Raw genomic sequence first — 25,605 nt, forward strand, 5'->3', positions numbered from 1 at the left:
CTCAGACCTCCGCCGAGAAGTCGCCGGCCGCCGCGCGCTCCTCGGCCGCGACCACATAACCCGGCTTCCGGCCGCGCAGCACCGTCACCAGCTCGTCGAGGATCGCCACCAGCAGCAGGCCGGCGCCGATCGGCATGGCGAGCTTCGGGATCCAGAGCGGGATCGGCACCGTGCCCTGCGCCACCTCCTCGATCTCGTAGGAGAAGAGCATGTCGGAAAAGGTCCAGCGGGTGACATAGGCCATGATCACCGCGGCCAGAACCAGCACCACGGCCTCGGCGATGCGCCGGGCCCCGGGGCCGAACCGCTCGATCAGCATGCCGACCCGGATCAGCTCGCCGCGCCGGAAGGTGGCGGCCAGGGCGAAGAAGGTGGTGGCGACGCAGAGATAGGCGCTGATGTCGTCGGCGGCGGGAAGCTGCATCTCCATCTCGCGCATCGCGACCTGCGCCATCATCACCAGGAAGATGGCGAAGAGCGACAGCGCGGCGAGCGCGGCGCCGACGGCATAGAGGGCATCGAGCAGGCGGCGCATGCGGGACGCCCTTTCCAGAAAGCGACGGCCGCACGATGCGTGCGGCCTCGGGGCCAGGCAAGGGGCCTCGCCCCGCCCATCGCGCCGCGCCGTGCAGGGCTTGCCGCGAGCTTGTGCAGCGGATGCCGCTTGCCGAGGCGCGGCCGGCGCGCCGCCAGCGATCCGGGCATCGCCGTGCCGCCGCCCCGATCGGGCCGCCGCATCCAGGGACGAATTCGGGGATGCGGCCCCGGGGATGTCAGCTCGCGTGCAGGGAATCGATCAGCTTGCGCCCATCCGGGCCGGCCTTGACGACCCATTCCTCGGCCATGGTCGCGCCGATCTTGTGCAGCTCGGCGCGGACCTCGGGCGGGATGCTGCCGATCGTCAGCCCCTTCTCGGCCAGGCGCGCCTGCGTCGAATCCTGGGCCTCCTGCGCATAGCCCCAGCCGCGATCCTCGGCGCGCTTCGCCGCCGCGACGACCACCTCCTGCACATCCTTCGGCAGGGTCTCCATGGCGCGGCGCGAGACCATCACCGCATTTTTCGTCATGGAGAAATTCGCCGGCGTGAAGACCTTGCAGTAATCCCAGGCGGAGGTGTCGACGCCGGTCTGCGCGCTCGTCACCATGGCGGTGGCGATGCCGGTGGCGAAGGCCTGGGCGAGCTCGGCCTGCTGCACCAGCACTGGATTCGCCTGGATCAGCGCAGCGAAGCGGTTGGTCATCGGGCTGAAGGTGCGGAAGCGGCTGCCCTTGAAGACGTCGAGGCTGGTGATCGGCACCTGGGTGTAGAAGCCCGCCGCCGGCCAGCCGACGGTGTAGAGCAGGGAGACGCCCTGCTTGGCGAAGCGCTGCTCGATGAAGGGCCGCTGCAGGCCGGCGAGCTTGCGCGCGCCGGCGAGGTCGGGCGCCAGGAAGGGCAGCGAATCCGCGTCGAAGAAGGGATCCTCGTTGGAATAGGCGGCGAGCAGGATCTCGCCGAGCTGCACCTGGCCGGTCTGCACGCCGCGCTTGATCTGCGGCATGGGCAGCAGCGAGGCGTTGCTATGCACTGTGATCGCCAGGCGGCCGCCGCTCGCCTTCTCGATGTCCTCGGCGAATTCACGGATGTTGCGGGTATGGAAATTCCCGTCCGGATAGGGCGTGGCCATCTGCCAGCGCGTCGCGCCCTGGGCATGGGCGCCGCGGGCGAAAGCAAGGAAGGCGGGCGCCGCGAGGGCGGCGCGGCGGGAGATCGGCATGGTCGGTACCCCGGGTCTGGCTGCCGCGCCATCAAGGCGCGGCGGGCCCAGGCCGGCAAGCCCCATGCCACGGCCAAGCGGCCGGGCTCAATGCCGCGGCGGCTCGACCCCGGCGCCGAGCAGGAACTGGCGGATCGCCACCACCTCGTCCTTGGAGAGGCTGTGGCGGCTGTCATGGAAGCCATGGGTATGGCCGTTGAGGCTCACGATGATCTGGCCATGGCCGCCATGCGTCACCTCGGCGCCGAGATCCTCGATCGCCGCGAAGACATGTTTCGGGTCGAGGTTGGCGCTGACCGGATGCGCGAACAGGGCCTGTAGGGTCTTGCGGTTGCTCATCGGATTCCTCCGCTTGCGATCGCAGGAGTATCGGCCCGGCCTCTCGCACCCGTCCTTGCGGCAGGTCAAGCCGCCCGGCAGGGCCGGGCCCGCGGCCTATCCCGCCGCGGCGACATAGGCCTTCAGCTCCTCGGCCTCCTGCTCGGCCTCATCGATCCGCGCCTTCACCAGGTCGCCGATCGACACCAGCCCGACCAGCTTCTCGCCCTCCAGCACCGGCAGGTGGCGGATGCGCCGACGGGTGATGAGGGCGAGGGCATGCGTCACCAAGGTCTGCGGCGCCACGGTGACGAGCTCGCGCGTCATGAACTCCTCGACAGCCAGGCCCGTGGTGCCAGGGCCATGCGCCGCCATGCCGCGCACGATATCCCGCTCGCTGACGATGCCGAGCAGCGCGCCGCCGGCGTCGCGCACCAGGGCGGCGCCGATGCGGCGCTCGCTCAGCACGCGGGCGACGGACAGCACCGTATCGGCCGGGCCCACCGAGACCACCTCGGTGCCCTTGCCCTTCAGGATCGCGCCAATGATCATGTGCCAGCCCTCCCGGACGCTGCGCTCCGCGCCGTGGGGCAAGGCTGCGCCCGCCGGCCGCGCGGTTGCAAGGAAAACGCGCCTCGCAACCATCCGCTCCGGTCGGCGAGGCCTATTCGGCCGCCTTCACGGCCTCGTTCATCGGCTCGGCGCTGGTGAGCTGGGTCCGCACCAGCTCGGCGAAGCGGCCGCCCTGGCGGACCAGCGCATCGAAGGTGCCCCGCTCGGCGATCTGGCCGCTCTCGAAGACCATGATCTCGTCCGCATCCCGGACCGTGGAGAGCCGATGGGCGATGATGAAGGTGGTGCGGCCCGCCATCAGCGCCTTCAGCGCCTTCTGCACCCGGGCCTCGGTCGCGGCGTCGAGCGCGCTGGTCGCCTCGTCCAGGATCAGGATCGGCGGGTCCTTCAGCAGGGCGCGCGCGATGGCGAGCCGCTGCCGCTGGCCGCCCGAGAGGCTGGCGCCCCGCTCCCCGACCAGCGTGTCGTAGCCGCGCGGCTGGCGGGTGATGAAGTCATGCGCCTCGGCCATGCGGCAGGCCCGCTCGATCTCGTCCTGGGTCGCGCCCGGCCGCCCGACCAGCAGGTTGTCCCTGATGGTGCGGTTGAAGAGCATGCTCTCCTGGAACACCACGCCGATATTGTGCCGCAGGCTCTCGATGGTGACGTCGCGCAGGTCGTGGCCATCAATCGTCACCCGGCCGCCGCTCGGGTCCCATAGCCGCTGCAGCAGCGCCATGGCGGTGGACTTGCCCGCGCCCGTCTGCCCGACCAGCGCCAGGGTCCGCCCCGGCGCCGCCCGGAAGGACACGTCGGAGAGGATGCGCGGCCCGCCGGGATAGGCGAAGGAGACGTTCTCGAAGGCGACCTCGCCCTTCACGTCGGAGAGCGCCGCGGCGCCCGGCTTCTCCGGCACGCTGCTCCTGGCGTCCAGCACCTCGAAGAATTGCTGGATGGCCGGCGCCTGGAAGACCAGGCGCGAGACGAAGGCGACCGCCGCCTCGAGCTTGCCGATGACGAGGTTGGCGAAGCCCATGAAGCTGACGATCTCGCCGACCGAGGCCTTGCCGTCCAGGTGCAGCACCGTGCCGAGCATGAAGATCGAGATGGTGGTGATGGTGCTGGCGGCGCGCGTCAGCACCGAAACCAGCGCCCACCAGTTCAGCACCGGGAACTGGTGGTCCAGCACCTGGCGGACGATGTCGCCGAACATCCGCGCCTCGGAGTTCAGGCGGGTGAAGGACTGGACGACAACGACGTTCGAGAGCGCGTCCTGCGCATTGCCGGCGAGCTGGGTCTGGAAGCGCTCCACCTGGGCCTGGGCGTTCTCGGTCTTCTGGATGATGAGGGTGATCAGCACCGCGAAGACCACCACCAGCACCACCAGCAGCAGGCCCAGCCGCCAGTTCATCGCCAGCGTCAGCGGCATCAGGATCAGCGCCGCGATGAAGGTCGACATGTGGTCGCGGAAGAAGCTGAGCCACATGCTGAACAGGTTGTCGGTGCCCGTCAGCATAACCTTCATCAGCCGGCCGGACTGGATGTCGCCGTGGAAGGAGAGCGGCAGGGACAGAACGTGCTGGAAGTAGCGCGCCATGGCCGCGAGACGGTTGCGGTGCGCCATGCGGTCGGCGAGCAGCGAGACCGCCACATTGGCGCCGATGCCCGACAGCCCGACCGCCGCCCAGAGCGCGAGCAGGGCGAGCGCCTCGGACCAGACCGCCTCGCGCGTCATGTAGGCGGCGCGGGTCAGCACGTCGACCACCCGGCCGAACAGCACGGGCTCGAGGAAGATGAGCCCGGCCATGGCGACATTGGCGACGGTCATCCCGATCGCCACCCATTTGTCGGACTTCAGCAGTCCCAGGACCCGTCCATACAGCCTGACAAGTTGCATCCGGCGGCGCCCCCGTCTGCCCCGATCACCAGCTGCCCATCATGCAGCAGCCACAGGACTTCGTCGCGCGCTGCCTACAGTCCGTCCCGCCCATTGGGCAAGCCTCGCCGGCCCGGCAGCCGCGCGGCGACCCCGCCGGGTGATCGGTCGAAGCGGCGGGGAGTTCCCCCGCGACAAGGCCGCCGAAGCCCGGCCGGAGCGGGCTGAGGCGCGTCCCGCTGCGTCGGGCGGGCAGCACCGGCGCGGTACCGGCCGCCCCCGGCCGGGCTGCCGGTCATCTGCCGAATGTGATCGGTCGAGGGGGAAGCCCCCGCCCAGGGCGGAAGCGCCGCCGCGGCACCGGGACGGGGCGGGCGGCGTTCACCGCGCATACAGCATCCGGTGGCATGATCCTTCGCCGAGCGGCACAATACCGGATTGATCGCCCGGGCCGGTCGATGGATACCGGCCGATGGATAGGGATAGGGCGGCGGGCCGGGCCTGCCGGCATGCCCCTCCGGCATCGTGCCGCCGGGAACGCAAGAGAAACGCAAGAACGGCGCCGCCCCCTCCTGCCGGGGCGCGGCGCCGAAGACCGGGAGAAAAGCCACCATGATCACCCGCCGTGCCACGCTCGCCACCAGTGCCGGGCTGCTCGCCCTCCCCGCCATCACCCCTGCCATCGCCCCCGCCAGGGCCGAGGAGCCCTGGCCGTCCCGCCCGGTGCGCATCGTCGTGCCCTTCACCCCGGCCGGCACCACCGACATCGCCGCCCGCATCCTCGCCGAGCGCCTGACCGCGCATCTCGGCCAGCCGGTGGTGGTGGAGAACCGTCCCGGCGCCGGCGGCAATGTCGGCTCGGACTATGTCGTGAAGGCCGAGCCGGACGGCTACACGCTGCTGATGTGCACCGTCTCCTCCGGCGCCATCAACTACAGCCTCTACGGCGCCAAGATGCCCTACAAGCCCGATGACCTGATCGATGTCGGGCTGATGACGCAGGTGCCGAACCTGATCTTCGTCACCAACGCCCTGCCGGCGAAGACGCTGCAGGAGCTGGTCGCCCTCGCCAAGTCGAAGCCGGGCCAGCTCAATTACGGCAGCTCGGGCGCCGGGACCTCGCTGCACATGACCGGTGAGCTGCTGAAGGCCGTGGCCGGCATCGACCTCATCCACGTCCCCTTCCGCGGCGCCGGGCCGATGCTGCAGGAGGTCATCGCCGGCCGGATCGAGGTCGGGATCGACAACCTGCCCTCGGTGATCGGCCATATCCGGGACGGCCGGCTGCGCCCGCTCGCCGTCACCACCAAGACCCGCTCGCCCGCCCTGCCCAACGTGCCGACCACCGCCGAGGCCGGCTTCCCCGACGTGCTGGCCACCGCCTGGTTCGGCATCCAGGTGCCACTCAAGACGCCGCAGCCGATCATCGACCGGCTCGGGAAGGAAATCGACGCGATCATGAAGGAGCCGGCGACGCGGGAGAAGGTCGCCGATCTCGGCGGCATGCCGCCGGGCCTGACCGCGGATGGCGGCACCAGCCCAGCCGCCTTCAAGGCCTTCGTCCGCGCTGAGATCGCCAAATGGGCCGAGGTGGTCAAGCGCTCCGGCGCCTCGGCGGAATAGGCGCGGCGCCGGGCCTTACGGCTGGTTCGGGGGGGCGGCCGGCAGAGACTGCCCCGGCGGCCGGCAGTCCGGCGGGAAGGTCCACTCGGTCCCCTCCCGCGTCAGGGCCGCGATCACCCTCTCCGCGCCGGGATTGAGCAGCGACTGGGCGATCCGCATGCCCGGCGGCCAGTGCTGCTTCACGAAGGCGAGGATGGCGCGCGCCTCCGCCACCTCGAGCCGCCCGGCGAAGCCCGGCATGCCCGCGGCATCCCCCGAGCCATCCATCATCATCGCCAGCAACTCGGCATCGCCGTGCTGCCAGGCATGACCGGAAGAGCCGAGCGGCGGGGCGGCGCGCCGCGGCTCACGCCCCATGGCCGGCGGAGCCTCCACGCCCTGCAAGGCGGCGCCATGGCAGGCCGCGCAATTCGCGGCATAGAGCCGGCCGCCGCGCGCCACGGCATCCTCCGGCCACAGGCCCGCCCACCCGGCCGCGAGACCGGCGAGGCCAAGACCCGCCAGGCCGGCGGCCAACAGCGCCAGGCGGCGGCGCCAGCCGCCACGGCCCGGCCGTGCCACCGCGCCGGCGCCGGGCGGCGACCGGCGCCTTGGCATCCCATGGACATCCTTCGTCTGCGCGCGTGGGCAAGGCATCGGCGGCATCGAAGGCCGGGGCGGCGCGCGCCGCAACCCCTGCGGCGGTCGGTTCGGCCTTGCCGCAGACGCTGCCGCGGGGTAACCGCCCCGCCCCATGAGAACGACCCGCCGCACCCTGCTGGGCGCCCTTCCCCTCCTCGCCGCGCCCAGCCTGCTGCATGTCCGGCCGGCCGCCGCCGCTTCCTGGCCCGACCGGCCGATCCGGCTCATCGTGCCCTTCCAGGCCGGCGGCGCCACCGACGTGACCGCCCGGGTCATCGCCGAGCAGCTCGGCACCCTGCTCGGCCAGCCGGTGGTGATCGACAACCGCGCCGGCGCCGGCGGCAATCTCGGCGCCGATGCCGTCGCCAAGGCGGAGCCGGACGGCCACACCCTGCTGATGGCGACGATCGGCACGGCCAGCATCAACCAGTACCTCTACCAGAAGCTGCCCTATGACGCGCAGAAGGACCTCGCGCCGATCGCGCTGGTGAACGAGGTGGCGAACGGCATCATCGTCGATGCCCGGGTGCCGGCGCAGAGCCTGGCCGAGCTGGTCGCCCTGGCGAAGGGTGATCCGGGCGGCATGAATTACGGCACGCCGGGCAACGGCACCTCCGGCCATCTCTGCGGCGAGCTGCTGAAGTCCCGCGCCGGCATCGACCTGCAGCACGTGCCCTATCGCGGCACCGGCGCGGTGATCCCGGAGCTGCTCGCCGGGCGCCTGCAGGTCGCGGTCGACAACCTGCCGGCCTATCTGCCGCACCTCGCCTCCGGCGCGCTCCGCCTGCTCGCCGTCACCTCGAAGGAGCGCTGGTTCACCGCGCCGGAGACGCCGACGGTTGCCGAGGCGGGCGCGACGCTCGGCCTCAAGGGCTTCGAGGCGGTGGCCTGGTTCGGCCTGCAGGCGCCGGCCAAGGTGCCGCGGCCGGTGATCGACGCGGTGGCCGGCGCCACCCTGCGCGCCCTCGCCGAGGCGCCAGTGCAGGCGAAGCTGCGCGAGATCGGCAGCGCGCCGCGGCCGATGGACCCCGAGGAATTCGGCCGCTTCATTGCGAGCGAGAACGCGAAGTGGGCGGAGGTGGTGCGGATCTCGGGGGCGCGGCTGGAATAGCCGCCGCCTGGAAGCAGGGGTTGCGCTGCGCGAAGTCGCGCAGCCGCGGCGGCAGCGGCGCCACCGCATCGGCGGCGGCGAGCCGCGCCCGGCCATCCGCCGACCAGCGCGCCGGCCGGATGGTCGGATTGGCGAAGCTGCCGAACACGCGCATCGGGATGTCGAGCGCCCAGAAGCTCGTCGTGCTGCGCAGGCTGCCGATCACCAGGTCGAGCTGCCGGCGGTTCAGGTCGAAGCTGGCCGTGCCCGCCACCTGCCCCTCGGCCGAGCGGATGCGCAGCGGCGCCACCTCGCCGACCCCGGCCCGCATCTCCAGCACGCCGAGCAGGCAGGAGACGGGCGTCATGCCGCGGGCGCGGCGGAAGAGCAGGCGGATATCGGTCGAGGCCATCTCGATCACCTCGCGCGCGACCTGCCCCTGCTGCATGGCGAGCACGGCCGAGACCTGCGCCCCACGCGCCGCGGCATTCAGCCGCTCGCCCTCGCCCTGGGCCGTGACCCAGCCATCGAGCCGCCCGGCGAGGGGCAGCGGCCGCAGGCCGAGAACACGCCGCATGGTATCGACATCGCCCTCCTCCATGCGCACCTCGGCATTCACCACGCCGCCATTGCCGCGGCCATCCACGCGTCCGCTGGCGCGCAGCCGGGCGCCGCTGGTGCTGAGCGCCAGGGTGGTGACGGCGATACGGCTCGGCTGGAGCGAGGCCTCGAGGACGACGTCGCGCGCCTCCAGCCGCGAATAGAGCAGCTCCTCGACGGTGATCCGGGCCGCGAGCAGCGGATCGGGCGAGGCACTGACGGCCAGCGGCAGGTCCGCCTCCGCCTCGCTCTGGCGCGGGCCGGCGGCGAGCCGGCGGTTGAGGTCGAGCCGGCCGAGGCCGAGATCGAGCGCGACGGCATCCGGCTCGCCCCGGACGCCCTCGGTGAACTGCGCCAGGCGCACCGCGACCGTCTCGCCCTCCAGCCGCCCGCGCCCCTCGGTCAGCCGCCAGACCGGCCCGCGATGCACCAGCCGCCCTTCGAGATCGAGCCCGCCCGCGATCGCCGAATCGGCGCCGCCGAACGCGAGCAGCCGGTCGAGCGTCGGCGCGCGCAGCACCGCATGGCCCTCCGCCCCATCGATGTCGAAGGGGTCCTGCATCTCGCCCGTGAAGTCGAGCCGCGTATCGCCCGAGGCGAGGTGCAGGCGCGTGCCGAAGGGCCGGCCGGCATCGCGCAGCCGGGCGATGGAGTCGAGCTCGCCCTCGAGCCCGACGCCGATGTCGTTATAGGCGCCGGCGGCCTCGATGCGGATCGGGCTCGCCGCATCCTCGGCCCGGATCGTCGCCCGGTGCAGGGCGGTGCGCAGCAGATGGCCGCGACTGGTGCGGATGACGATCTCGCTGTCGCGCAGCGCGGCGTCCAAGAGCATCGGCACGCCGCTGCGGTCGGGCGGCGCGTCGGCCGCCGGCCGGGCCGGGCCGAATTGCCAGTTCTTCCGGCCGTCGCGGACATGCTCGAGATAGAGGCTCGCGCCCTCGACCTCGACCGCGCGCAGATGCGGCGGGCCGTGGAGGAGGGAGAGCAGGTCCAGCTCCAGCGCCGCCCGGTGCAGCACCAGCATCTCCGGCCGCGTGCCGCCCTCGAGATTGGCGACCCGCAGTCCGCGCAGCTCGAGTCGCAGCCAGCGATCGGGCGCCAGGCGCAGCGACTCGATCGTCACCGCCCGGCCCAGCGTGGCGGCGGCCCGGGCCGCCGCCAAGCCGGCGAGGTCGAGATGGCCGAGCAGCAGGATGGCGCCGAGGCCGAGCGCCGGCAGCCAGAGCAGCACGCTGAGGCCTGACAGGACAGGACGAAGCAACGAACCTCCCGTGGTTTGCCCGACCCGTATCGACCCGGCGGCGCGGCGACCAGCCGGCGCGCTCAGGCCCTCCGCAGCAGGGCGGCGAGCGCCGGATCCAGGCCCTTGCTCTCCCGTCCCAGCGGCGGCGCATAGCTGCCGGTCAGCGGCTTCGGCGGCCGGAGCGCGACCAGCATCTCCAGCAGCTTCACGCCGCAGGCGATGCCATCCAGCAGCGGCACCCGCGCTGCGCGTTGCAGCCTCGGCCCCATGCCGGCGAGCGCGGCGCCGCCGAGCACCACGGCATCCGCCCCCTCCGCCACCACCTCGGCGATCGCCGCATCCATCTGCCGCGCCACCGCCTCCGGGTCGCGCACCGCATCCTGCGGCGTCAGAGCGATGCCGCGCAGCGCGGCGAGGCGGGTGGCGAGGCCATGCTGCGCGATCCGCTCGCGGTAGGGATCGACGCTGCCCATCGTCACCAACCCGAAGCGGCCGCCGAGCAGGCAGGCGGCGAAGCAGGCCGCCTCGGTCATGCCGACCACCGGGCAGGGCAGGAGCTGCCGCGCCGCTTCCAGCGCCGTGTCATGCGAGACGGCAAGCAGGACGCCATCCACCGCGCCGGCATGCTCGGCGAGCAGCGCCAGCAGGCCATGCGCGGCGATCGCGCCCTCGGCCCGCGTGGCGATCACCGCCGGCCCGAAGCGCGGCGTCGCCGGGACGATCTCGGTGCCCGGCGCGGCGGCGGCGCGGGCGGCCGCGGCGCAGAGATCGGTGATCGCGTCGGTGGTGTTGGCATTCGCCACCAGGAGTCGGATCGGGGCGGGCATAGAACGGTCTCCTTCGGCGCGGCGGGATGAAGGGGCGGCGCGACGCGCTCAGCCGCCGACCATGCCGCCCGCCTGCGGCACGCCGCCGCGCGTCGCGCCGGCCGCCGTCGGGCCGAAGACCACGCCGAAGCTCTCCGGCAGGGCGCGCGAGCCGGGCACGGCCAGCCAGAGGCGGAGCAATTCGCGGGCCGCGCCCGGGCTCTCCGGCGCTTCGCCGGTGATCACCTGCTTCCAGACGAGATGCGGGTTGAGGAAGAGCACGTCGCCCGCATGCAAGGCGAGGGAGAGCGCCTGGCCGGGCGCCGCCGCGGCCGCGTCGAGGGCCGCGAGCGCCTGGTCATGCGCCGGCTCCAGCCCCGTCTCCGGCAGCGCCGCCCGGTCGTAGCGGCCGACGAAGCTGCCGCTCGCGGTGCTGAAGACCGGGATCTGCGCCGTCGCGCCCTCGCCGGTCCGGTGCGGCAGGCCGGCATGCAGCACGGCGAGCGCCGCGCGGTCGGATTTCAGCAGCGCGTTGTGCAGCGCCGGCGCCGAGACCAGCGTCACCGCGCCGCCCTCGCGCCGCTGCCGCAGGCAGAGCAGCGCCACCGCATCCGCCGGATCGGCGTGGAAGCGCGGCGGCGTCGCGGCCTCCGTGCCGGGGCCGGCGAGCCGCCCGATGCAGCCGCCCGCCGCATCCTGCGGCAGGCTGATGCCGAGATGCGCGCCGAGTAGCAGCAGCGCCCCCTCCGCGGCCGGACCCGGCAGCCGCTCCAGGTCGAGGCCGCGGAGCAGGACGAAGCCGCGGCCGTGCTCGAGCCGCTCGGCCACCTCGCGCAGCACCGGCGCCAGGCCGGGCAGCGCGGCATCGGCCGGGCCCGCGGGCGGGCGGCCATCGAGGGCGGCGAGCGCGGCGGCGAGCGCGGCCGTCGCATCCACGCCGATCGGCAGCATCCAATCGGCGGGGGTGAGCGCGGCGCCGGTCCAGACGGAGGGGCCGGCCTGCGGCACGAGGCGACGAGGGGGGGTCATGCCGGCAGTCTAGACCAAGGACAGGACAAGCGTAGAGCGTGCAAATGCACGTCGGCCGTGCAGCCTGCAAATGATCCGGGCCGTGGCGTGCCCGCCCCGGCGGCGCCCTCCCTCCCTCGGCGCCAGCCGATCCCGCCTTGGGGCCCGGCCCCTTGATGCCGCGGCCCGGGCGCGGGAGGCTTGCCGCGACAAGCCAGGAGATAGCGATGGACGCGCCCGCCCTCGACCTGCCCTTCGATGCCGAGGCGATGCTGCCCGGGCTGCGCCACTGGGTGGAGTGCGAGAGCCCGACCTTCGATGCCGCCGCGGTCAACCGGATGATGGGCATCGCCGCCCGCGACCTCGCCCTGATGGGCGCGCGGGTCGAGACCATCCCCGGCCGCATGGGCTTCGGCGACTGCGTGCGGGCAAGCTTCCCGCATCCGCGCCCGCAGGAGCCCGGCATCCTGGTGATGGGCCATCTCGACACGGTGCACCCGATCGGCACGCTGGAGCCGCTGCCCTGGCGGCGCGAGGGCGACCGGCTCTACGGCCCCGGCGTCTACGACATGAAGGGCGGCAACTGGATCGCCGTCGAGGCGATCCGCCAGCTCATCCGCGCCGGCATCGCCACCCGCCGGCCGGTGACGGTGCTGCTGACCAGCGACGAGGAGGTGGGCAGCCCCTCGACGCGCGACCTGATCGAGGCGGAAGCGGCCAGGCATGCCGTGGTGCTGGTGCCGGAGCCGGCGCGGCCGGATGGCGGCGTGGTGACCGGCCGCTACGCCATCGCCCGCTTCAACCTGCGCACCACCGGCAAGCCGAGCCATGCCGGCGCGCGCCTCGCCGATGGCCGCAGCGCGATCCGCGAGATGTGCCGGCAGGTGGTGGCGATCGAGGCGATGACCAGCGACGCCGTCACCTATTCGGTCGGCGTCATCCATGGCGGGCAATGGGTGAACTGCGTCGCCACCTATTGCGATGCCGAGAGCCTCTCCATGGCCAAGCGGCAGGAGGATCTCGACGAGGCGGTGGAGAAGATGCTGTCGCTGCGCCCGACCGGGAACGACGTGCAGCTCGCCGTGACGCGCGGCGTGACGCGGCCGGTCTGGGAACCGGACGAGAAGGTCATGGCGCTTTACGGCACGGCGCGGCAGATCGCCCAGCGCATCGGCTTCGACATCGCGCATCAGAGTGCGGGTGGCGGCTCGGACGGCAATTTCACCGGCGCCATGGGCATCCCGACGCTCGATGGGCTCGGCGTGCAGGGCGCGGGAGGGCACACGCTGGAGGAGCACCTGCTGATCTCCAGCCTGGTGCCGCGGGCGAAGCTGATCGCCGGGCTGCTGCAGGTGGCGTGAGACTCCCCACGAAACCGCGTCGCGGCTTTGCGGGGGCGCCGTGATTCGCTGCCTGCCCCGAGCGCGTCACGGCCCGCCGCGGCGAAGCCGCGCCCAAGGGACGTCACGGCCTGCCGCGGCGAGCCGCGCCCAACGGACATCACAGCCTGCCGCGTCTTCGCCGCGGCAGGGCACCGGGCAGCGACGGTTCCGATGGGCGCCTTCATGCCAACGCCATTCATGCGGGCCCGCGCGAGTAGCCCCGTTCAGTGCCCTCTTTCTTTGGCGCCGAAGGGCAGCCGCGCCGCCGCCTCCCAGTCGCTCTCCCCACCGGCGCGCGGCCCGCGATAGTGCCAGAGCAGCAGCGCCGCCGCCCGCGCGCTTCGCACCGCCGTCTCGACGGTGAGCTGCCGGTGCAGGGCGCGCGCCGCCTCGGGCGCGACCTTGTTCTGCACCGTGGCATGCGGGCGCCAGGGCTGCCGGTCCTGCGCCGTCAGCCAGCCCTGCCAGGCGGCGCCGAGGCGCGCCCGCAGCGCGGCGATCGTCGGCGACGCGATCGCCAGCGCAACGCCGCGGCCGAGCAGCCGCGGCGGCCCGACCGTCACCGGGGCCGGCGGCAGCGCCGCCGCCTCATCGGCCAGGGTTGCCCAGATCTCCGCCGCCGCGCCGCCCGGCAGCGCGTGGAAGAGCGTGACATGCGCCGGCACCCGGTTGCGATCGGGCGGGAAATGCCGCTGCCGCAGCGCCTCCAGCCAGGCCTGAGTCGCCGCATCCAGGCCGAGCGTCAGGACCAGCGGCGCCGCCTCCTCCCCTGCCATCGCGTCTCGCTCCTCGATCGGCCGCCCGGCTTGCCGGCACGGCCCCGCCGCCTCAGGCTGCCGGCCCGAGGGGAAACGGAATGGCGGGCGGCGAGGGACGTGGCGGGCGGCAGGGCAACGCCGGCCGGGGCATCGGGATGCCGGCCGAACAACCCGGCGACCGGGCCTCAGCCGCCGCGGGCGATGGCCGCGTCCAGCGGCGCCGGATCCAGGCCGAAATCCCGGTAGCCCTGCCGCAGCCGCTCGACATAGCCGGGCACGGGCGGGCCGGGACGGTCCAGGCGCTCGATATAGATCCAGGCCGCGCCCCCGTCCGGCAGCGCCAGGCGCCGGCGCTCGTAGACCCGGGGCGTGCCCTCAAGCCGATCGAGCGTGGCGAGATGCGCGGGCGCCACGCGCCAGAGCCCGACCGGGCAGGAGGCATCCGGATCGGGCTCGATCCGCGCGAAGCGCCGCAGCACCAGCCGCCAGCCCGGCAGCAGCAGCGCGCCCGCCGCCTCTGCGCCGGGGCAGCGCTGCCGCATCTGCGCGTGCTGGAGATTGCTGCCATAGGCGGCGTAGAGATCGGCCATGGGCGGCGAGCCTCCCGCGCCGCGCCCGGCCAGGCAAGCCGGTGACGCTGGCGCTGCAGGCGTTGCCGCTGCTGCTGCTTCTCGGCCTGCTCAGCAGCGGCCGGGCGGGGCCGGTCGGCGCCTGCCTGATCGCCCTCGCCGCCAGCCTTCCCGCGGTGCTGGTCTCGCTGCCGGATCCCACGGCGCTGCCCGGCTTCCTGCGCGACCAGGCGCTGCGCTGGCTCTTCCTCGGGCTGCAGCCGGTCGCCGTCGTCACGGGCGGCCTGCTGTTCCACGCCGCCGCGACCGCGCCGGAGGAAGAGGGTGCCGGGGCGCGTCCGCCCAGCCCGGCGCGGGTCTTCGCGGTCGCCCTGCCGATGGGCGCCTTCCTCGAGAGCGTCACCGGCTTCGGGGTGGGCGCCGTCTTCGCCCTCTCCGCGCTCCGGCGCATGGGGTTCGGCGGGGGGGCGGCCGGGGCGCTCGCCCTGCAATCCCTGGTGATGATCCCCTGGGGCGGCCTCGGCCCCGGCACCGCGCTCGGCGCCACCTTGGCCGGCGTGCCGGCGCAGACCCTGTCCTGGCTCAATGCCTGGATGACCGCGGCCTGGCTGCTGCTGCTGGCGCCGCTCCTCTGGTCGCTCTCGGCGCGGGCCGGGCTGCCGGTGCCCGGGCGCGAGCGGGTGGCGCAAGCCGCCATGCTGGGTGCGCTCGGCGGGCTGCTGCTGCTGGCCGCCGCGACCCTGCCCTTCGAGCTGGCCGGCATCCTCTCGGCCGGGCCCGTCATGCTCTGGGCCTTCTGGCGCGCCGACCCGCCGCGGCATCCGCGGGCTGCGCTCGACCGGGCGGCGCCCTACCTGCTGCTGACCCTCTGCCTGCTGGCGGCGCGGCTCTGGCCCGGAGCGCCGGCGCTGCATCCCTTCCCCGACTATCCCGGCCTGCCGCTCACCCATGTCGCCGTGGTGCTCTGGCTGGTCGCGGGCGGGCTGCTGCTTGGCCGCCGCGACGGCCTGGCACGGACCCACGAGGCGCTGCGCCGGGCGCGGCGGCCGGCCATCGCGCTGCTGCTCTATGTCCTGCTCGGCCGGCTGCTGGCGGCGAGCGGCGCCGCCGCGGCGCTGGCCGGGGCCGCCGCGGCAGCGCTCGGGCCGCTGGCGCCGCTCGCCATCGCGCCCTTCGCGTTGCTCTCGGGCCTCGTCACCGGCAGCAATGTCGGCTCCAACGGCGCACTGATGCCGGTGCAGGTCGCGCTCGGCGAGGCCGCCGGCCTGCCGCCGCTGCTTGCCCCGGCGGTGCAGAATTTCGCCGGCGCCGCCAGCGTGCCGGCGAGCCTCGGCGTCACCGCCCTGGTCTGCGGCCTGCTCGCCGACGGCACCCGCCCGGCGCAGCTCTGGCGGCTGCTCTGGCCCTCCCTGGCGATGGTGCTCGGCATCGGCTGGGCAGCCACGCTGTTGCTGCGTTGAAGGCCGCTTGCTAGAGCAACAGCGCGTTCATCCCTGGGCGCCAAGATGCCGCATCTCCCTTCCCGGCGCGCCACGCGGCCGGGATCGGGAGCAGCACCCAGCCAGGAAACCTCCGATGCTCACCCGCCGCGCCGCGCTCGGCACCGCTGCCGCCCTGCTGGCCACGCCGTCCCTCGCCCAATCCGGCGCCCAATCCGGCTTCCCCGACCATCCGGTGCGGATGATCGTCGGCTATCCGCCCGGCGGCGTGACCGACATCGTCGCCCGCATCCTCGCCGAGCCGCTCGGCCAGCGCCTCGGCCAGCCGGTGGTGGTGGAGAACCGCGCCGGGGCCGGCGGCAACATCGGCGCCCAGGCGGCGAGCAATGCCGAGCCGGACGGCTACACGCTGCTGATCGGCACCGCCGCCATGTTCGGCGTGAATCCGCTGCTCTACGCCAATTCCGGCGTCGACCTGATGCGGGACTTCCTGCCGCTCGGCACCATCAACGACATGGCCAACGTGCTCTCGGTCAACCCGAAGCGGCTCGATGTCCGCTCGGTCGCCGAGCTGGTGGCGCGCGGCAAGAAGGGCGGGCTGATCTACGGCTCGGTCGGCAACGGCAGCTCCTCGCATCTCTGCGCGACGCTGCTGCAGCGCCTCGCCGGCTTCGAGGCGACGCATGTGCCCTATCGCGGCTCCTCGCCGGCCGTCGCCGCGCTTCTCGCCGCCGAGGTGGACTTCCTCTTCGACACCACCGCCACCTCGACGCAGCAGGTGCAGGCCGGCACCTTCCGCGCGCTCGGCGTCAGCACCGCGACCCGCGCCTCAGCCCTGCCCGAGGTGCCGACCATCGCCGAGGCGGGCATCAAGGGCTATGCCGTCTCGGTCTGGAACACGCTGCTGGTGCATCGCCGCACGCCGGAGCCGGTGGTGGCGCGCCTCCGCCAGGCCTTCGCCGCGGCGATGGACGAGGCGACCCAGGCCAAGCTGCGCGCCAGCTATGTCGATCCGCTGCTGGTGCCGACGGCCGAGGTGCCGGCCTGGCTCGAGCGCGAGCAATCGACCTGGCTGAAAATGGCCAAGGAGGCCGGGGTTTCGGTGGACTGATGGTCGAGACCGTCGGCACGGGTGCGGCGCCGGCCCAATTCGGCCGCGGCGGCCAGCCTGCCGGTCCTTGGGCCAAGGCGGAGCGGCATCTCCGCAAGGACCCGGCGCTGAAACCCTGGATGAAGCGGATCGGCGCCTGCACCCTGGCGCCGGTGGAGCGCGAGCCCTACGAGGCGCTGGTGCGCGCCATCGCGCATCAGCAGGTGCATGGCCGGGCGGCGGAGGCGATCCTCGGCCGCTTCCTGGCGCTGCATCCGACGCAGGCCTTCCCCTCGCCCGAGACGGTGCTGGCGACCAGCGCCGAGGCGATGCGCGCCTGCGGCTTCTCGCAATCCAAGATCGCCGCCATCCGCGACATCGCCGAGAAATCCGTGGGCGGGCTGGTGCCGACGCGCGCGGGCTGCGCCCAGCTCTCGGATGCGGCGCTGATCGAGCGCCTCGTCGCCATCCGCGGCGTCGGCCGTTGGACGGTCGAGATGCTGCTGATCTTCACCCTTGGCCGGCCCGACATCCTGCCGGTCGACGATTTCGGCGTGCGCGAGGGCTGGAAGGTCGCGGTCGGGCTCGAGGTCCAGCCGAAGCCGAAGGAGCTCGCCGCCATCGGCGAGTCCTGGGCGCCCTGGCGCAGCGTCGCCGCCTGGTATCTCTGGCGCACGGCGGATGCCGCCAAGCGCAGCACCTTCAAGCCGCAATAGGCTCGGTTCCCAGGAACGCGGCTTTCGCGCATGCTGCCGGCGCAACGAGAACGACGCCGGGAGCATCGTCCATGACCCGAGGTTTCACCCGCCGCGGCCTTGCCGCCGCCGGCCTCGCCTTGCCGCTGGCCCGCGCCCGCGCCCAGACCGGGGCGGCGCCGGTGATCCGGCTCGGCGTGCTCTCCGACTTCTCCGGCCCCTATCGCGACTGGTCCGGCCCGACCACCCTTGCCTGCGTGCAGCAGGCGGTGGCCGAGGCGATGGCCGCGCATCCCGGCCTGCGCGTCGAGTTGCTGCAGGCCGACCACCAGAACAAGACCGATGTCGGCGCCAACACCGTGCGGCAGTGGTTCGACCAGCGCGAGGTCGATGCGGTGGTCGATGTCAACAACTCGGCCGTCGGGCTCGCGGTCTCCGGCGTCGCGCGGGAGAAGAACAAGGTCTTCCTCGCCTCCGGCGCCTCCACCGCGGCGTTGACCGGCGCGCAATGCTCGCCGAACACGGTGCAATGGACCTACGACACCTACATGCTCTCCAAGGCGACGAGCGCGGCGATGGTGAAGGATGGCGGGACCTCCTGGTTCTTCATCACCGCCGACTACGCCTTCGGCCATATCATCGAGCGCGAGGCGCGCGGCTTCATCGAGGCGGCGGGCGGCAAGGTGCTGGGCGCGGTCCGCTACCCCTTCCCGCAGACCACGGATTTCTCCGCCCTGCTGCTGCAGGCGCAGGCGAGCGGGGCGAAGGTGCTCGGCCTCGCCAATGCCGGCAACGACACGGTGAATGCGGTGAAGCAGGCGCAGGAATTCGGCCTGCCGAAGCGCGGCATGAAGATCGCGCTCATGCTTGCCTACCTCACCGACATCCACACCATGGGTCTGCCGGTGGCGCGGGGGCTGCGCCTGACCGAGAGCTTCTACTGGGACCTCAACGACCGCACCCGCGCCTTCTGGGACCGGGTGAAGGCGCGGACCGGCGGCGCCTGCCCGAACCAGATGAATGCCGGCGGCTATGCCGCGACCCTGCACTACCTGAAGGCCTGCGCCGCGATGGGCACCGCCCGGGCGAAGGAGAGCGGGCAGGAGACCGTCGCGGCGATGAAGGCGATGCCGACCGATGACGACTGCTTCGGCGCCGGCAGCATCCGCAAGGACGGGCGCAAGCTGCACCCCGCCTATCTCTTCGAGGTAAAGCGGCCGGAGGAGTCGCGGGCGCCCTTCGACTATTACCGCTTGGTCGCCACCACGCCGGCGGAGGAGGCCTTCCGGCCTCTCGCCGAGGGCGGCTGCCCGCTGGCCTGACCGGGTCGCGCAAGCCACCGGCGGCCCGGGCCGGCGCCGCCATGCGGGTTCGGCATCGCGCCCCCCCACTCCGGCGATGCCACGCTACCCGCTTCCGGTGGCGTCGCCGCGCCGGCTTGTGTAAGAAGCAGCCGCTTCGCGGGCGCCGCGGCACGGCGTCGCGCCGGACGCTTCGGAGTTCGGCAGCAACTCGCGAGGCAGATTGGGGGACGGGCCCGGCCGGGTTCGGCACCCCGGATCGCGGCCGGACGCGCAGCAATCCGCACGGGACGCAGGGACGCAGCAAGGCATGGTCGCCGCCGGGCGCGGCCGCGCCATGGGCGGGGATTGAGTCGCCTGGGCGTGGGATGCGCCGGGCGGCGGCGAGGTCGGGCAGGACGGGGACTGGAATGGACGGTGATGTGGCGGCCTTGGCCCGCGAGGGGATGACCGGGCTCCGCTGGCGGGCGCGCCTGCGGCGGCGCACGGTGCTGCGCGGCGCCGGTGCTGGGACCGGCCTCGGCGCCTTCGGCGGCATCGTCTTCGGCCGTGACCCCGGCGCGGTGCCGCAGCCGCCGCTGCGCCTGGTGCGCCACCGGCTGGCGCCCGCCAGCTGGCCCGCGGACCTGCCCCTCAGTATCGCCCTCATCGCCGATCCGCATTGCGGCGGCCCGCTGGCCACGCTCGGCCGCCTGTCGCAGGTCGTGGCGACGACCAATGCGCTGCGGCCGGACCTCGTCGTGCTGCTCGGCGACTACCTGGCCGACCACCGCTTCACCCCCGGCCGCCCCGGCTTCCGCGCCGTGGCCGAGGTGCTGGCGGGGCTGCGCGCGCCCCTCGGCGTGCACGCCATCCTCGGCAACCATGACTGGTGGGAGGATGCCGCGACCCAGGCCGGCGGCCCGGGGCTGCCGGAGGCCGCGGACGATTTCGCCGACGCCGGCCTGCCGGTGCTGCACAATGCGGCGCGGCGGCTGGTGCATCGCGGCCAGCCGGTCTGGCTGGGCGGCCTCGGCAGCCAATGGGCCTACCGGGCGCGGCGCGGCGCCTATCGCGGCGCCGACGACCTCGCCGCGACCCTCGCCGCCTTCACCGATGACGCGCCGGCGATCCTGCTCGCGCATGAGCCCGACATCTTCCCGCAGGTGCCGGCGCGGGTGGCGGTGACGCTCTCCGGCCATACCCATGGCGGCCAGGTGCGCATCGGCGGCTACTCCCCGGTGGTGCCGAGCCGCTTCGGCAACCGCTACGCCTATGGCGCCATCGAGGAGGAGGGCCGGCACTTGGTCGTCTCCGGCGGCCTCGGCAATTCCATGCTGCCGCTGCGGCTCGGCATGCCGCCCGAGCTGACGCTGGTCGAGCTCGGCGGCGTCGCGGCCTGAGCCGCGGCCGGCGCCGTCAGCCGGCGCCGAGGAAAGGCTCGACCAGGGCGAGGAAGCCCGCCGGGTTCTCCGCATGCACCCAGTGCCCGGCCGCCGGCACGGTGGCGAATTCCACCGCGGGGAAGAGGGCGCGGAAACGGGCCTCGTGCTCCGGCCGGACATAGGCGGAGCGCTCGCCGCGCAGCACCAGCACCGGGCCCTCGTAGCGGCCGGCGAGGTCCGGGAAGCCCTCGATCACCGGCATGGCGTCGGCGATCTCCGCGAGCCCGAGGCGCCACTGCGGCCCCTCCCCGCCGAGCCGGAGGTTCTGCAGCAGGAAGGCGCGGATGCCGGCCTCCGGCACCGCCGGGGCCAGGGCCGCATCCGCCTCCCGCCGGGTCAGGCCGGGATGCAGCGGCACCGCCTGCATCGCCGCGACATACTCCCGCAGGCCGGGCGGATAGGCCACGGGCGCGATGTCGGCGACGATCAGCCGGCGCACCAGCGCCGGCCGGGCCAAGGCGAGCGCCATCGCCGCCTTGCCGCCCATGGAATGGCCGAGCACCGCCGCCGGCGCGGCGCCGAGCGCCTCGAGCGTCGCCGCCACGTCATCCGCCATGGCCGGATAGTCCATGGCGGCGTCGCGGCCCGAGGCGCCATGGTTGCGCAGGTCGAGCGCGATCACCCGGTGCGCCGCGGCGAGGCGCTTCTGGATCGTCCCCCAATTCCCCGCGGCGCCGAAGAGCCCGTGCAGCAAGGCGAGGGGCGCGCCCTCCCCAGCCTCGACCGCGTTCAGCCGCATGCCGCGCCCTCCCTGCCCCATCGCCTCATCCGCGCGCTGCCAGCGCGACACTCCCGCCGATCAGCAGGCCGCCGGCGAGCACGTCCCAGCCCAGCGCCTCGCCCAGCCAGAGATTCGACAGGGCGACGCCGAGCGCCGGCACGGCGAGGAAGCCGACCGAGGCCATGATGCCCGAAAGCCGGCGCCCGGCCTCGATCGTCGCCCAGGTGCCGATCGGCGCCGCGACGGCGCCGACGAAGGCGGCATGCGGCCAGGAGGCGGCGCCGATCCCCCCCGCCGGCTCGCGCCACAGGGCGAGCGGCAGCAGCAGCGCGGTGCCGATGGCGAAGCTCCAGGGCAGCAGGTGCAGCACCGGCTGCCGCGGCGGGAAGCGCCGCGTGACCAGGATGGCGAGGCTCCAGCACAGGCTCGCGCCGAGCAGCATGGCATAGCCGAGCAGCATGCCGGAGCCGAGACCACCCGCCTGGTCGAGCACGTCCCAGATCCGCATCAGCACCAGCACGCCGCACAGCCCGACCAGCACCGCCAGCCATTGCTGCCGCGAGACCCGGTCGCCGAGCAGCCAGACCGAGAGCGGGATCAGCCAGAACACCGTGACATTGGCGAGGATGGCGGTGCGGCCCGCCGGCACCCAGGCCAGCGCCAGATGCGTCAGGGCGAAGAAGGCGCCGAGTTGCAGCAGGCCGATGCCGATGATGCAGGGCAGGTCGCCGCGCTCCGGCCAGCGCAGCCGGCGCATCGCGGCGAGCAGCAGGGCCGAGGCGATGGCGGCCAGCCCGGCCCGGTTCACCGCGAACCAGAGCGGTGTCGCATGCGCCAGCGCCGCCTTGGTCACCGGCCAGATGCCGCCGAACAGGCAGACGGAGACGGCGAGATAGGGCAGGCCCGCCGCCAGCCGCCGGTCCGCGGCCGGGTGGGGCGCCGCCGGCGGACGCGCCGCGAGCGGTTCAGCCGCCGCCATGCGCCGCAGCCCTAATCGGCCACCTGCAGCATGATCTTGCCGATATGCTGGCTGCTCTCCATCAACGCATGCGCCGCCGCCGCCTCGCGCAGCGGGAAGACCTTGTAGATCGGCGGCGCGACCTTGCCGGCCTCGAGCAGCGGCCAGACCTTCTCGCGCAGCGCCGCGGCGATCGCGCCCTTCTGCGCCGTGGTGCGCGGCCGCATGGTGCTGCCGGTCACCGTCAGGCGCCGCGTCATGATGGGACGGAGATCCACTTTCGCCGCCTCGAAGCCGCCGAGGAAGGCGATGAGGACGAGGCGCCCATCCATGCCGAGGCAGCGCAGGTTGCGGCCGAAATACTCGGCGCCGACCATGTCGAGCACCACATCGGCGAGCTTGCCGCCGGTCTCGCGCTTCACCGCCTCGACGAAATCCTCGGCGCGGTAGTTCACCGCGACATCGGCGCCGAGCTCGCGGCAGGCGCGGCACTTCTCCTCGCTGCCGGCGGTCGCGATCACCCGCGCGCCGAAGGCCTTGGCGAGCTGGATGGCGGTGACGCCGATGCCGGAGGTGCCGCCATGGATCAGCGCCGTCTCCCCGGCCTGCAGCCTTCCATGCCCGAAGAGATTGGCCCAGACGGTGAAGAAGGTCTCGGGCAGCGCCGCCGCCCGGATCGCGTCGTAGCCCTTCGGCCAGGGCAGGCACTGCGCCGCCGGCGCGACGCAGTATTCGGCATAGGCGCCGCCATTGGTCAGCGCGCAGACCCGGTCGCCGGGCTTCCAGGGCGCCGCCTCGGGGCCGGCCGCGACCACCTCGCCGGCCGTCTCGAGGCCGATGACCGGGCTCGCGCCCGGCGGCGGCGGGTAGTCGCCCTTGCGCTGCTGCACGTCCGGCCGGTTCACCCCGGTGGCCAGCACCCGGATCAGCACCTCATCCGCCTTGGGCCGCGGCAGCGGGCCGGTCTTCGGCACCAGCACCTCCGCCGCGCCGCCGGCCCCATGGTCGATGAAGGTCATGGTCTCGGGCAGGGGCGGCATGGCGTTTCCTCATCCTCCGGGCGGGCGGCGGAGGTTCCGCGCCAGGCCGCGCCCCGTCAAGCCGGCACCGTCAAGCCGGCGAGGCCCGATGCCGCACGGGGTTGCGTCGGCGCTCCGGCACGGGGAGTATCCGGCCCTACCGCCACGCGTCGAAGGGACTGGCATGGCCCGGATCGCCCGCCGCCCGCTCCTCGGCGGCCTCACCGCCCTGGCCTTCGGCGCCCCCGCGCTGGCGCAGCAGGCCGAGGGTGGCAACAGCCTCCGCCTCGGCGCCCTCTTTCCCTTCACCGGGCCGCTCGCCCTGCTCGGCGACGAGCATTTCCGCGGCCTCGAACTGGCGGCGGAGGAGCGCAACGCCGCCGGCGGGCTGCTCGGCAAGCCGATCCGCCTGGTCCGGGGCGATGCCGCGGAGGCCGCCCAGGCCCAGGCCGAGGTGAAGCGCCTGCAGGGCACGGAGCGGGTGGTGGCGCTGTTCGGCACCTGCGCCTCGCCCCTCTCCTTCGCCGCGACCCAGGCCGCCGAGTTGCAGGGCGTGCCCTATATTGAGCTCGGCGCCATCGCGGACCCGATCACCGATCGCGGCTTCCGCCTGCTGGTGCGGACCTGCCCGCGCGCCTCGGAAGTGGGGCGGATGGCCGTCGATGCCGTCGCTGAGCCGCTGAGCGCGGCCTGGAACAAGCCGCTCGGCAGCCTCACCGTCGCGGTGCTGCACGAGGACAGTCTCTACGGCCAGTCGGTCGCCGGCGCTCAGGAGGCGCAGCTCAAGGCCCGCGGCATGACGCTGGCGGAGCGCCTCACCTATTCCATCCGCAGTGTCGAATGGCCGCCCCTCGTGCAGCGGCTGAAGGACCTCAAGACCGAGGTGCTGCTGCATACCGGCTACCAGAACGACATCCTGCTGCTCTACCGGGGCTTTCACGAGGCGGGCTGGCGGCCGCGCATGGTGGTCGGCGCCGGCGCCGGCTACAGCCTGACCGACACGGCGCATGCGATCGGCCCGGATTTCGAGGGCACGCTGAATGTGGACGTGCCGCAGTTCGAGGTGAACGAGCGGCTGGCGCCGGGGGTGAAGCCCTTCCTCGAGCTCTACCGCAAGCGCTACGGCAGCGATCCGCGCTCGGGCAGCAGCATGTCGAACTATGTCGGCGCCCGGGCCGCCTTCGATGCCATCCAGCGCGCCGCGGCGACCGAGAAGGAGAAGATCCGCGCCGCCCTGCAGGCCACCGACATCGCCGAGGGCGGCACCATCAACGGCTGGGGCATCCGTTTCGACGAGAAGGGACAGAACACCCGGGCGCGGCCCATCCTGCTGCAATGGCAGGGCGGCCGGCAGGTCGCGGTGGGTCCGGCCGAGGCGGCGGTGGCGCCGCTGAAGGGACGGATGGGCGCGGTCGGCTGAAAGATATACCCTTCTACTCCTGCAGGAGAATAATTTCCTTGTAATTGCGCGCGCGAATTGGGTACGTTTTCCTAACGAGGCGCCCGCGCCCGGCGGGGGCCATGGCCGGGAAGGAGTGCCCCCATGCTTCCCCTCATCCCCCTCATCTCCCTGGCCGGCGCGCTGGTGCCGGAGCTGGTCGGCCTGTTCGGCGGCCGCCGCGCCGGCGAGCTTGCCGGCAAGGTCGCGGATGCCGTCCAGCAGGTGGCCGGCACCGCCGATCCGGCGGCCGCCGCGCGCCAGGTGCAGGAGGATGCCGCCAAGGCCGCCGCGCTCCGCCTCCGGCTGGAGGAGATCCGCGTGCAGTACCAGGCGCTGCAGGTCCAGGACGCGGCCTCGGAGCGGCAATCCCTGCTGGAGACGCTGCGCGCCGAGGTGGCCGACCGCGCCCGCGCTGGCTCGACCCTGTCGGCCGCCCTGCTCGCCCCGGGCGTCTCGGCCAGCATCGTCGCCGCCACGCCGGCCGCGGTCTCGGCCCTGGTGCTGGCCGGCTTCTTCGGCTTCACCGCCTGGCTGGTGCGCTTCCCGCCCGCGGGCGGCGACCCGACGACGCTGACGCTGCTCAACGTCGTCGTCGGCGCGCTGGTCGCGGGCTTCACGGCGGTGGTGAATTTCTGGCTCGGCTCCAGCCAGGGCTCGCGCGAGAAGGACCGCACGGTCGCCACGCTGCAGCAGGCCCAGGCGAGCGCGCCGCGCGTCCCGGCCGGCGCGCTCGATGCCCTGGCCGCGGCGCCCTTCGCCAGGCTCGCCGGCAGCAAGACGGCCCCGGTCCCCGGCCAGCCCAGCCGCTTCGACCTCTGCCTGCAGGTGGTGCTGAAGCAGGAGGGCGGCTTCTCCAACGACGCCGCCGATCCGGGCGGCGCGACGCAGATGGGCATCACCGAGCACTGCCTCGCCGCCTGGCGGGGCCGGCCGGTGACGGCGGAGGAGGTGCGCAACCTCTCGGCCGAGGAGGCGAAGGAGATCTACCGCGCCCAGTACTGGAACCTGATGCGCTGCGAGGACCTGCCGCGCGGCATCGACCTGATGGTCTTCGATTTCGGCGTGAATGCCGGGCCGGGCACCTCGGTGAAGATGCTGCAGCGGGCGGTCGGCGTGAAGCCGGACGGCGCGGTCGGGCCCTATACGCTGCGGGCGACGACGGCGGCCGAGGCGGCGCCGCTGGTCGAGGCGCTGGCCCAGGCGCGGCTCGACCATTATCGCGGCCTCCCGACCTTCGCCCGCTTCGGCCGCGGCTGGACTCGGCGGGTCGAGGATGTGCGGCGGCAGGCGCTGCTGATGATCAGCGCCTGAGAC

At 73.5% G+C, this 25,605-nt stretch carries 24 protein-coding genes; 10 read left to right on the forward strand and 14 right to left on the reverse strand.

Annotated elements, in window-relative coordinates:
* Window position 1: 1 nt before the first annotated feature.
* The 5 genes from HJG45_RS02530 to HJG45_RS02550 form a co-directional block, all read right to left on the reverse strand.
* Window positions 2-535: a TRAP transporter small permease gene (locus HJG45_RS02530; protein ID WP_171610480.1), complete on the reverse strand. Its 534-nt coding sequence runs from the start codon at window positions 533-535 to the stop codon at window positions 2-4.
* A 238-nt stretch (window positions 536-773) separates the two neighbouring features.
* Window positions 774-1,757 (reverse strand): TRAP transporter substrate-binding protein, encoded by a 984-nt coding sequence (locus HJG45_RS02535; protein ID WP_171610481.1) that lies wholly within the window; start codon window positions 1,755-1,757, stop codon window positions 774-776.
* 87 nt (window positions 1,758-1,844) lie between these two features.
* Window positions 1,845-2,096: a hypothetical protein gene (locus HJG45_RS02540; protein WP_111470164.1), complete on the reverse strand. Its 252-nt coding sequence runs from the start codon at window positions 2,094-2,096 to the stop codon at window positions 1,845-1,847.
* A 96-nt stretch (window positions 2,097-2,192) separates the two neighbouring features.
* On the reverse strand, window positions 2,193-2,627 hold the full coding sequence (locus tag HJG45_RS02545; RefSeq protein ID WP_171610482.1) for a CBS domain-containing protein: 435 nt from the start codon (window positions 2,625-2,627) through the stop codon (window positions 2,193-2,195).
* A 112-nt stretch (window positions 2,628-2,739) separates the two neighbouring features.
* The gene (locus HJG45_RS02550; RefSeq protein ID WP_171610483.1) at window positions 2,740-4,524 is read right to left on the reverse strand and encodes a glucan ABC transporter ATP-binding protein/ permease; all 1,785 of its coding nucleotides are present in this window, start codon (window positions 4,522-4,524) and stop codon (window positions 2,740-2,742) included.
* Between the two features lie 591 nt (window positions 4,525-5,115).
* On the opposite strand from HJG45_RS02550, the gene HJG45_RS02555 reads away from it, so the two are divergent.
* Window positions 5,116-6,126 carry a tripartite tricarboxylate transporter substrate binding protein gene (locus HJG45_RS02555; RefSeq protein WP_171610484.1) on the forward strand — a complete coding sequence of 337 codons (1,011 nt, stop codon included), beginning with the start codon at window positions 5,116-5,118 and terminating at the stop codon, window positions 6,124-6,126.
* Between the two features lie 15 nt (window positions 6,127-6,141).
* On the opposite strand, the gene HJG45_RS02560 is transcribed toward HJG45_RS02555, so the two are convergent.
* Window positions 6,142-6,723: a cytochrome c gene (locus HJG45_RS02560; protein ID WP_171610485.1), complete on the reverse strand. Its 582-nt coding sequence runs from the start codon at window positions 6,721-6,723 to the stop codon at window positions 6,142-6,144.
* A 136-nt stretch (window positions 6,724-6,859) separates the two neighbouring features.
* On the opposite strand from HJG45_RS02560, the gene HJG45_RS02565 reads away from it, so the two are divergent.
* Window positions 6,860-7,858, forward strand: a complete 999-nt coding sequence (locus HJG45_RS02565) for a tripartite tricarboxylate transporter substrate binding protein (protein WP_171610486.1) — start codon at window positions 6,860-6,862, stop codon at window positions 7,856-7,858.
* Here the strand turns inward: HJG45_RS02565 and HJG45_RS02570 are convergent.
* The 3 genes from HJG45_RS02570 to HJG45_RS02580 all read right to left on the reverse strand — a co-directional run bounded on the left by HJG45_RS02570 (window position 7,794) and on the right by HJG45_RS02580 (window position 11,515).
* The gene (locus HJG45_RS02570) at window positions 7,794-9,698 is read right to left on the reverse strand and encodes an AsmA family protein (protein ID WP_171610487.1); all 1,905 of its coding nucleotides are present in this window, start codon (window positions 9,696-9,698) and stop codon (window positions 7,794-7,796) included. The two genes, HJG45_RS02565 and HJG45_RS02570, sit on opposite strands and share 65 nt — an antisense overlap.
* Before the next feature lie 62 nt (window positions 9,699-9,760).
* Window positions 9,761-10,507 (reverse strand): aspartate/glutamate racemase family protein, encoded by a 747-nt coding sequence (locus HJG45_RS02575; RefSeq protein WP_171610488.1) that lies wholly within the window; start codon window positions 10,505-10,507, stop codon window positions 9,761-9,763.
* Between the two features lie 48 nt (window positions 10,508-10,555).
* Entirely contained in the window at window positions 10,556-11,515 is a 960-nt protein-coding gene (locus HJG45_RS02580) for a TauD/TfdA family dioxygenase (protein ID WP_171610489.1), read from the reverse strand.
* Window positions 11,516-11,721: 206 nt separating this feature from the next.
* Here HJG45_RS02580 and HJG45_RS02585 point away from each other — a divergent pair, with 206 nt between their 5' ends.
* Window positions 11,722-12,855, forward strand: coding sequence for a M20/M25/M40 family metallo-hydrolase (locus HJG45_RS02585; RefSeq protein ID WP_171610490.1), 1,134 nt, complete (start codon window positions 11,722-11,724; stop codon window positions 12,853-12,855).
* A 245-nt stretch (window positions 12,856-13,100) separates the two neighbouring features.
* Here HJG45_RS02585 and HJG45_RS02590 read toward each other — a convergent pair whose 3' ends face one another.
* Both HJG45_RS02590 and HJG45_RS02595 read right to left on the reverse strand, forming a co-directional pair.
* Complete coding sequence (locus tag HJG45_RS02590; RefSeq protein WP_171610491.1) at window positions 13,101-13,652, reverse strand: 2'-5' RNA ligase family protein; 552 nt, start codon at window positions 13,650-13,652, stop codon at window positions 13,101-13,103.
* A gap of 167 nt (window positions 13,653-13,819) precedes the next feature.
* Window positions 13,820-14,224, reverse strand: coding sequence for a gamma-glutamylcyclotransferase family protein (locus tag HJG45_RS02595; RefSeq protein WP_171610492.1), 405 nt, complete (start codon window positions 14,222-14,224; stop codon window positions 13,820-13,822).
* Window positions 14,225-14,265: 41 nt separating this feature from the next.
* On the opposite strand from HJG45_RS02595, the gene HJG45_RS02600 reads away from it, so the two are divergent.
* The 5 genes from HJG45_RS02600 (at window position 14,266) to HJG45_RS02620 (ending at window position 20,110) form a co-directional block, all read left to right on the forward strand.
* Window positions 14,266-15,663, forward strand: coding sequence for an L-lactate permease (locus tag HJG45_RS02600; RefSeq protein WP_171610493.1), 1,398 nt, complete (start codon window positions 14,266-14,268; stop codon window positions 15,661-15,663).
* A 115-nt stretch (window positions 15,664-15,778) separates the two neighbouring features.
* Complete coding sequence (locus HJG45_RS02605; RefSeq protein WP_171610494.1) at window positions 15,779-16,753, forward strand: tripartite tricarboxylate transporter substrate binding protein; 975 nt, start codon at window positions 15,779-15,781, stop codon at window positions 16,751-16,753.
* Between the two features lie 119 nt (window positions 16,754-16,872).
* A complete protein-coding gene (locus HJG45_RS02610) occupies window positions 16,873-17,448 on the forward strand; it encodes a DNA-3-methyladenine glycosylase (protein WP_171610676.1) in 576 nt (191 codons plus the stop codon).
* A gap of 71 nt (window positions 17,449-17,519) precedes the next feature.
* On the forward strand, window positions 17,520-18,749 hold the full coding sequence (locus HJG45_RS02615) for an ABC transporter substrate-binding protein (RefSeq protein ID WP_171610495.1): 1,230 nt from the start codon (window positions 17,520-17,522) through the stop codon (window positions 18,747-18,749).
* Window positions 18,750-19,138: 389 nt separating this feature from the next.
* A complete protein-coding gene (locus HJG45_RS02620) occupies window positions 19,139-20,110 on the forward strand; it encodes a metallophosphoesterase (protein WP_217362797.1) in 972 nt (323 codons plus the stop codon).
* Between the two features lie 16 nt (window positions 20,111-20,126).
* On the opposite strand, the gene HJG45_RS02625 is transcribed toward HJG45_RS02620, so the two are convergent.
* From HJG45_RS02625 to HJG45_RS02635, 3 genes are read right to left on the reverse strand one after another with little or no spacing between them, the layout of a single operon-like run.
* Entirely contained in the window at window positions 20,127-20,891 is a 765-nt protein-coding gene (locus HJG45_RS02625) for an alpha/beta fold hydrolase (RefSeq protein WP_171610496.1), read from the reverse strand.
* Window positions 20,892-20,916: 25 nt separating this feature from the next.
* Window positions 20,917-21,852 carry a DMT family transporter gene (locus HJG45_RS02630; RefSeq protein WP_171610497.1) on the reverse strand — a complete coding sequence of 312 codons (936 nt, stop codon included), beginning with the start codon at window positions 21,850-21,852 and terminating at the stop codon, window positions 20,917-20,919.
* Between the two features lie 11 nt (window positions 21,853-21,863).
* A complete protein-coding gene (locus tag HJG45_RS02635; RefSeq protein ID WP_171610498.1) occupies window positions 21,864-22,871 on the reverse strand; it encodes an NAD(P)H-quinone oxidoreductase in 1,008 nt (335 codons plus the stop codon).
* Between the two features lie 163 nt (window positions 22,872-23,034).
* On the opposite strand from HJG45_RS02635, the gene HJG45_RS02640 reads away from it, so the two are divergent.
* Window positions 23,035-24,270 carry an ABC transporter substrate-binding protein gene (locus HJG45_RS02640; RefSeq protein ID WP_171610499.1) on the forward strand — a complete coding sequence of 412 codons (1,236 nt, stop codon included), beginning with the start codon at window positions 23,035-23,037 and terminating at the stop codon, window positions 24,268-24,270.
* 123 nt (window positions 24,271-24,393) lie between these two features.
* Entirely contained in the window at window positions 24,394-25,602 is a 1,209-nt protein-coding gene (locus HJG45_RS02645; RefSeq protein ID WP_171610500.1) for a glycoside hydrolase family 108 protein, read from the forward strand.
* Window positions 25,603-25,605: the final 3 nt, after the last annotated feature.

Source organism: Roseicella sp. DB1501 (assembly GCF_013112485.1).
In the GTDB taxonomy this organism is placed as follows: domain Bacteria; phylum Pseudomonadota; class Alphaproteobacteria; order Acetobacterales; family Acetobacteraceae; genus Paracraurococcus.

What these genes read in the sequence shown, in the direction of transcription:
- HJG45_RS02530 (WP_171610480.1), bottom strand. Translation starts at nt 535, where the DNA reads ATGCGCCGCCTGCTCGATGCCCTCTATGCCGTCGGCGCCGCGCTCGCC.
- HJG45_RS02535 (WP_171610481.1), bottom strand. Translation starts at nt 1,757, where the DNA reads ATGCCGATCTCCCGCCGCGCCGCCCTCGCGGCGCCCGCCTTCCTTGCT.
- HJG45_RS02540 (WP_111470164.1), bottom strand. Translation starts at nt 2,096, where the DNA reads ATGAGCAACCGCAAGACCCTACAGGCCCTGTTCGCGCATCCGGTCAGC.
- HJG45_RS02545 (WP_171610482.1), bottom strand. Translation starts at nt 2,627, where the DNA reads ATGATCATTGGCGCGATCCTGAAGGGCAAGGGCACCGAGGTGGTCTCG.
- HJG45_RS02550 (WP_171610483.1), bottom strand. Translation starts at nt 4,524, where the DNA reads ATGCAACTTGTCAGGCTGTATGGACGGGTCCTGGGACTGCTGAAGTCC.
- HJG45_RS02555 (WP_171610484.1), top strand. Translation starts at nt 5,116, where the DNA reads ATGATCACCCGCCGTGCCACGCTCGCCACCAGTGCCGGGCTGCTCGCC.
- HJG45_RS02560 (WP_171610485.1), bottom strand. Translation starts at nt 6,723, where the DNA reads ATGCCAAGGCGCCGGTCGCCGCCCGGCGCCGGCGCGGTGGCACGGCCG.
- HJG45_RS02565 (WP_171610486.1), top strand. Translation starts at nt 6,860, where the DNA reads ATGAGAACGACCCGCCGCACCCTGCTGGGCGCCCTTCCCCTCCTCGCC.
- HJG45_RS02575 (WP_171610488.1), bottom strand. Translation starts at nt 10,507, where the DNA reads ATGCCCGCCCCGATCCGACTCCTGGTGGCGAATGCCAACACCACCGAC.
- HJG45_RS02580 (WP_171610489.1), bottom strand. Translation starts at nt 11,515, where the DNA reads ATGACCCCCCCTCGTCGCCTCGTGCCGCAGGCCGGCCCCTCCGTCTGG.
- HJG45_RS02585 (WP_171610490.1), top strand. Translation starts at nt 11,722, where the DNA reads ATGGACGCGCCCGCCCTCGACCTGCCCTTCGATGCCGAGGCGATGCTG.
- HJG45_RS02590 (WP_171610491.1), bottom strand. Translation starts at nt 13,652, where the DNA reads ATGGCAGGGGAGGAGGCGGCGCCGCTGGTCCTGACGCTCGGCCTGGAT.
- HJG45_RS02595 (WP_171610492.1), bottom strand. Translation starts at nt 14,224, where the DNA reads ATGGCCGATCTCTACGCCGCCTATGGCAGCAATCTCCAGCACGCGCAG.
- HJG45_RS02605 (WP_171610494.1), top strand. Translation starts at nt 15,779, where the DNA reads ATGCTCACCCGCCGCGCCGCGCTCGGCACCGCTGCCGCCCTGCTGGCC.
- HJG45_RS02610 (WP_171610676.1), top strand. Translation starts at nt 16,873, where the DNA reads ATGAAGCGGATCGGCGCCTGCACCCTGGCGCCGGTGGAGCGCGAGCCC.
- HJG45_RS02615 (WP_171610495.1), top strand. Translation starts at nt 17,520, where the DNA reads ATGACCCGAGGTTTCACCCGCCGCGGCCTTGCCGCCGCCGGCCTCGCC.
- HJG45_RS02620 (WP_217362797.1), top strand. Translation starts at nt 19,139, where the DNA reads ATGGACGGTGATGTGGCGGCCTTGGCCCGCGAGGGGATGACCGGGCTC.
- HJG45_RS02625 (WP_171610496.1), bottom strand. Translation starts at nt 20,891, where the DNA reads ATGCGGCTGAACGCGGTCGAGGCTGGGGAGGGCGCGCCCCTCGCCTTG.
- HJG45_RS02630 (WP_171610497.1), bottom strand. Translation starts at nt 21,852, where the DNA reads ATGGCGGCGGCTGAACCGCTCGCGGCGCGTCCGCCGGCGGCGCCCCAC.
- HJG45_RS02635 (WP_171610498.1), bottom strand. Translation starts at nt 22,871, where the DNA reads ATGCCGCCCCTGCCCGAGACCATGACCTTCATCGACCATGGGGCCGGC.
- HJG45_RS02640 (WP_171610499.1), top strand. Translation starts at nt 23,035, where the DNA reads ATGGCCCGGATCGCCCGCCGCCCGCTCCTCGGCGGCCTCACCGCCCTG.
- HJG45_RS02645 (WP_171610500.1), top strand. Translation starts at nt 24,394, where the DNA reads ATGCTTCCCCTCATCCCCCTCATCTCCCTGGCCGGCGCGCTGGTGCCG.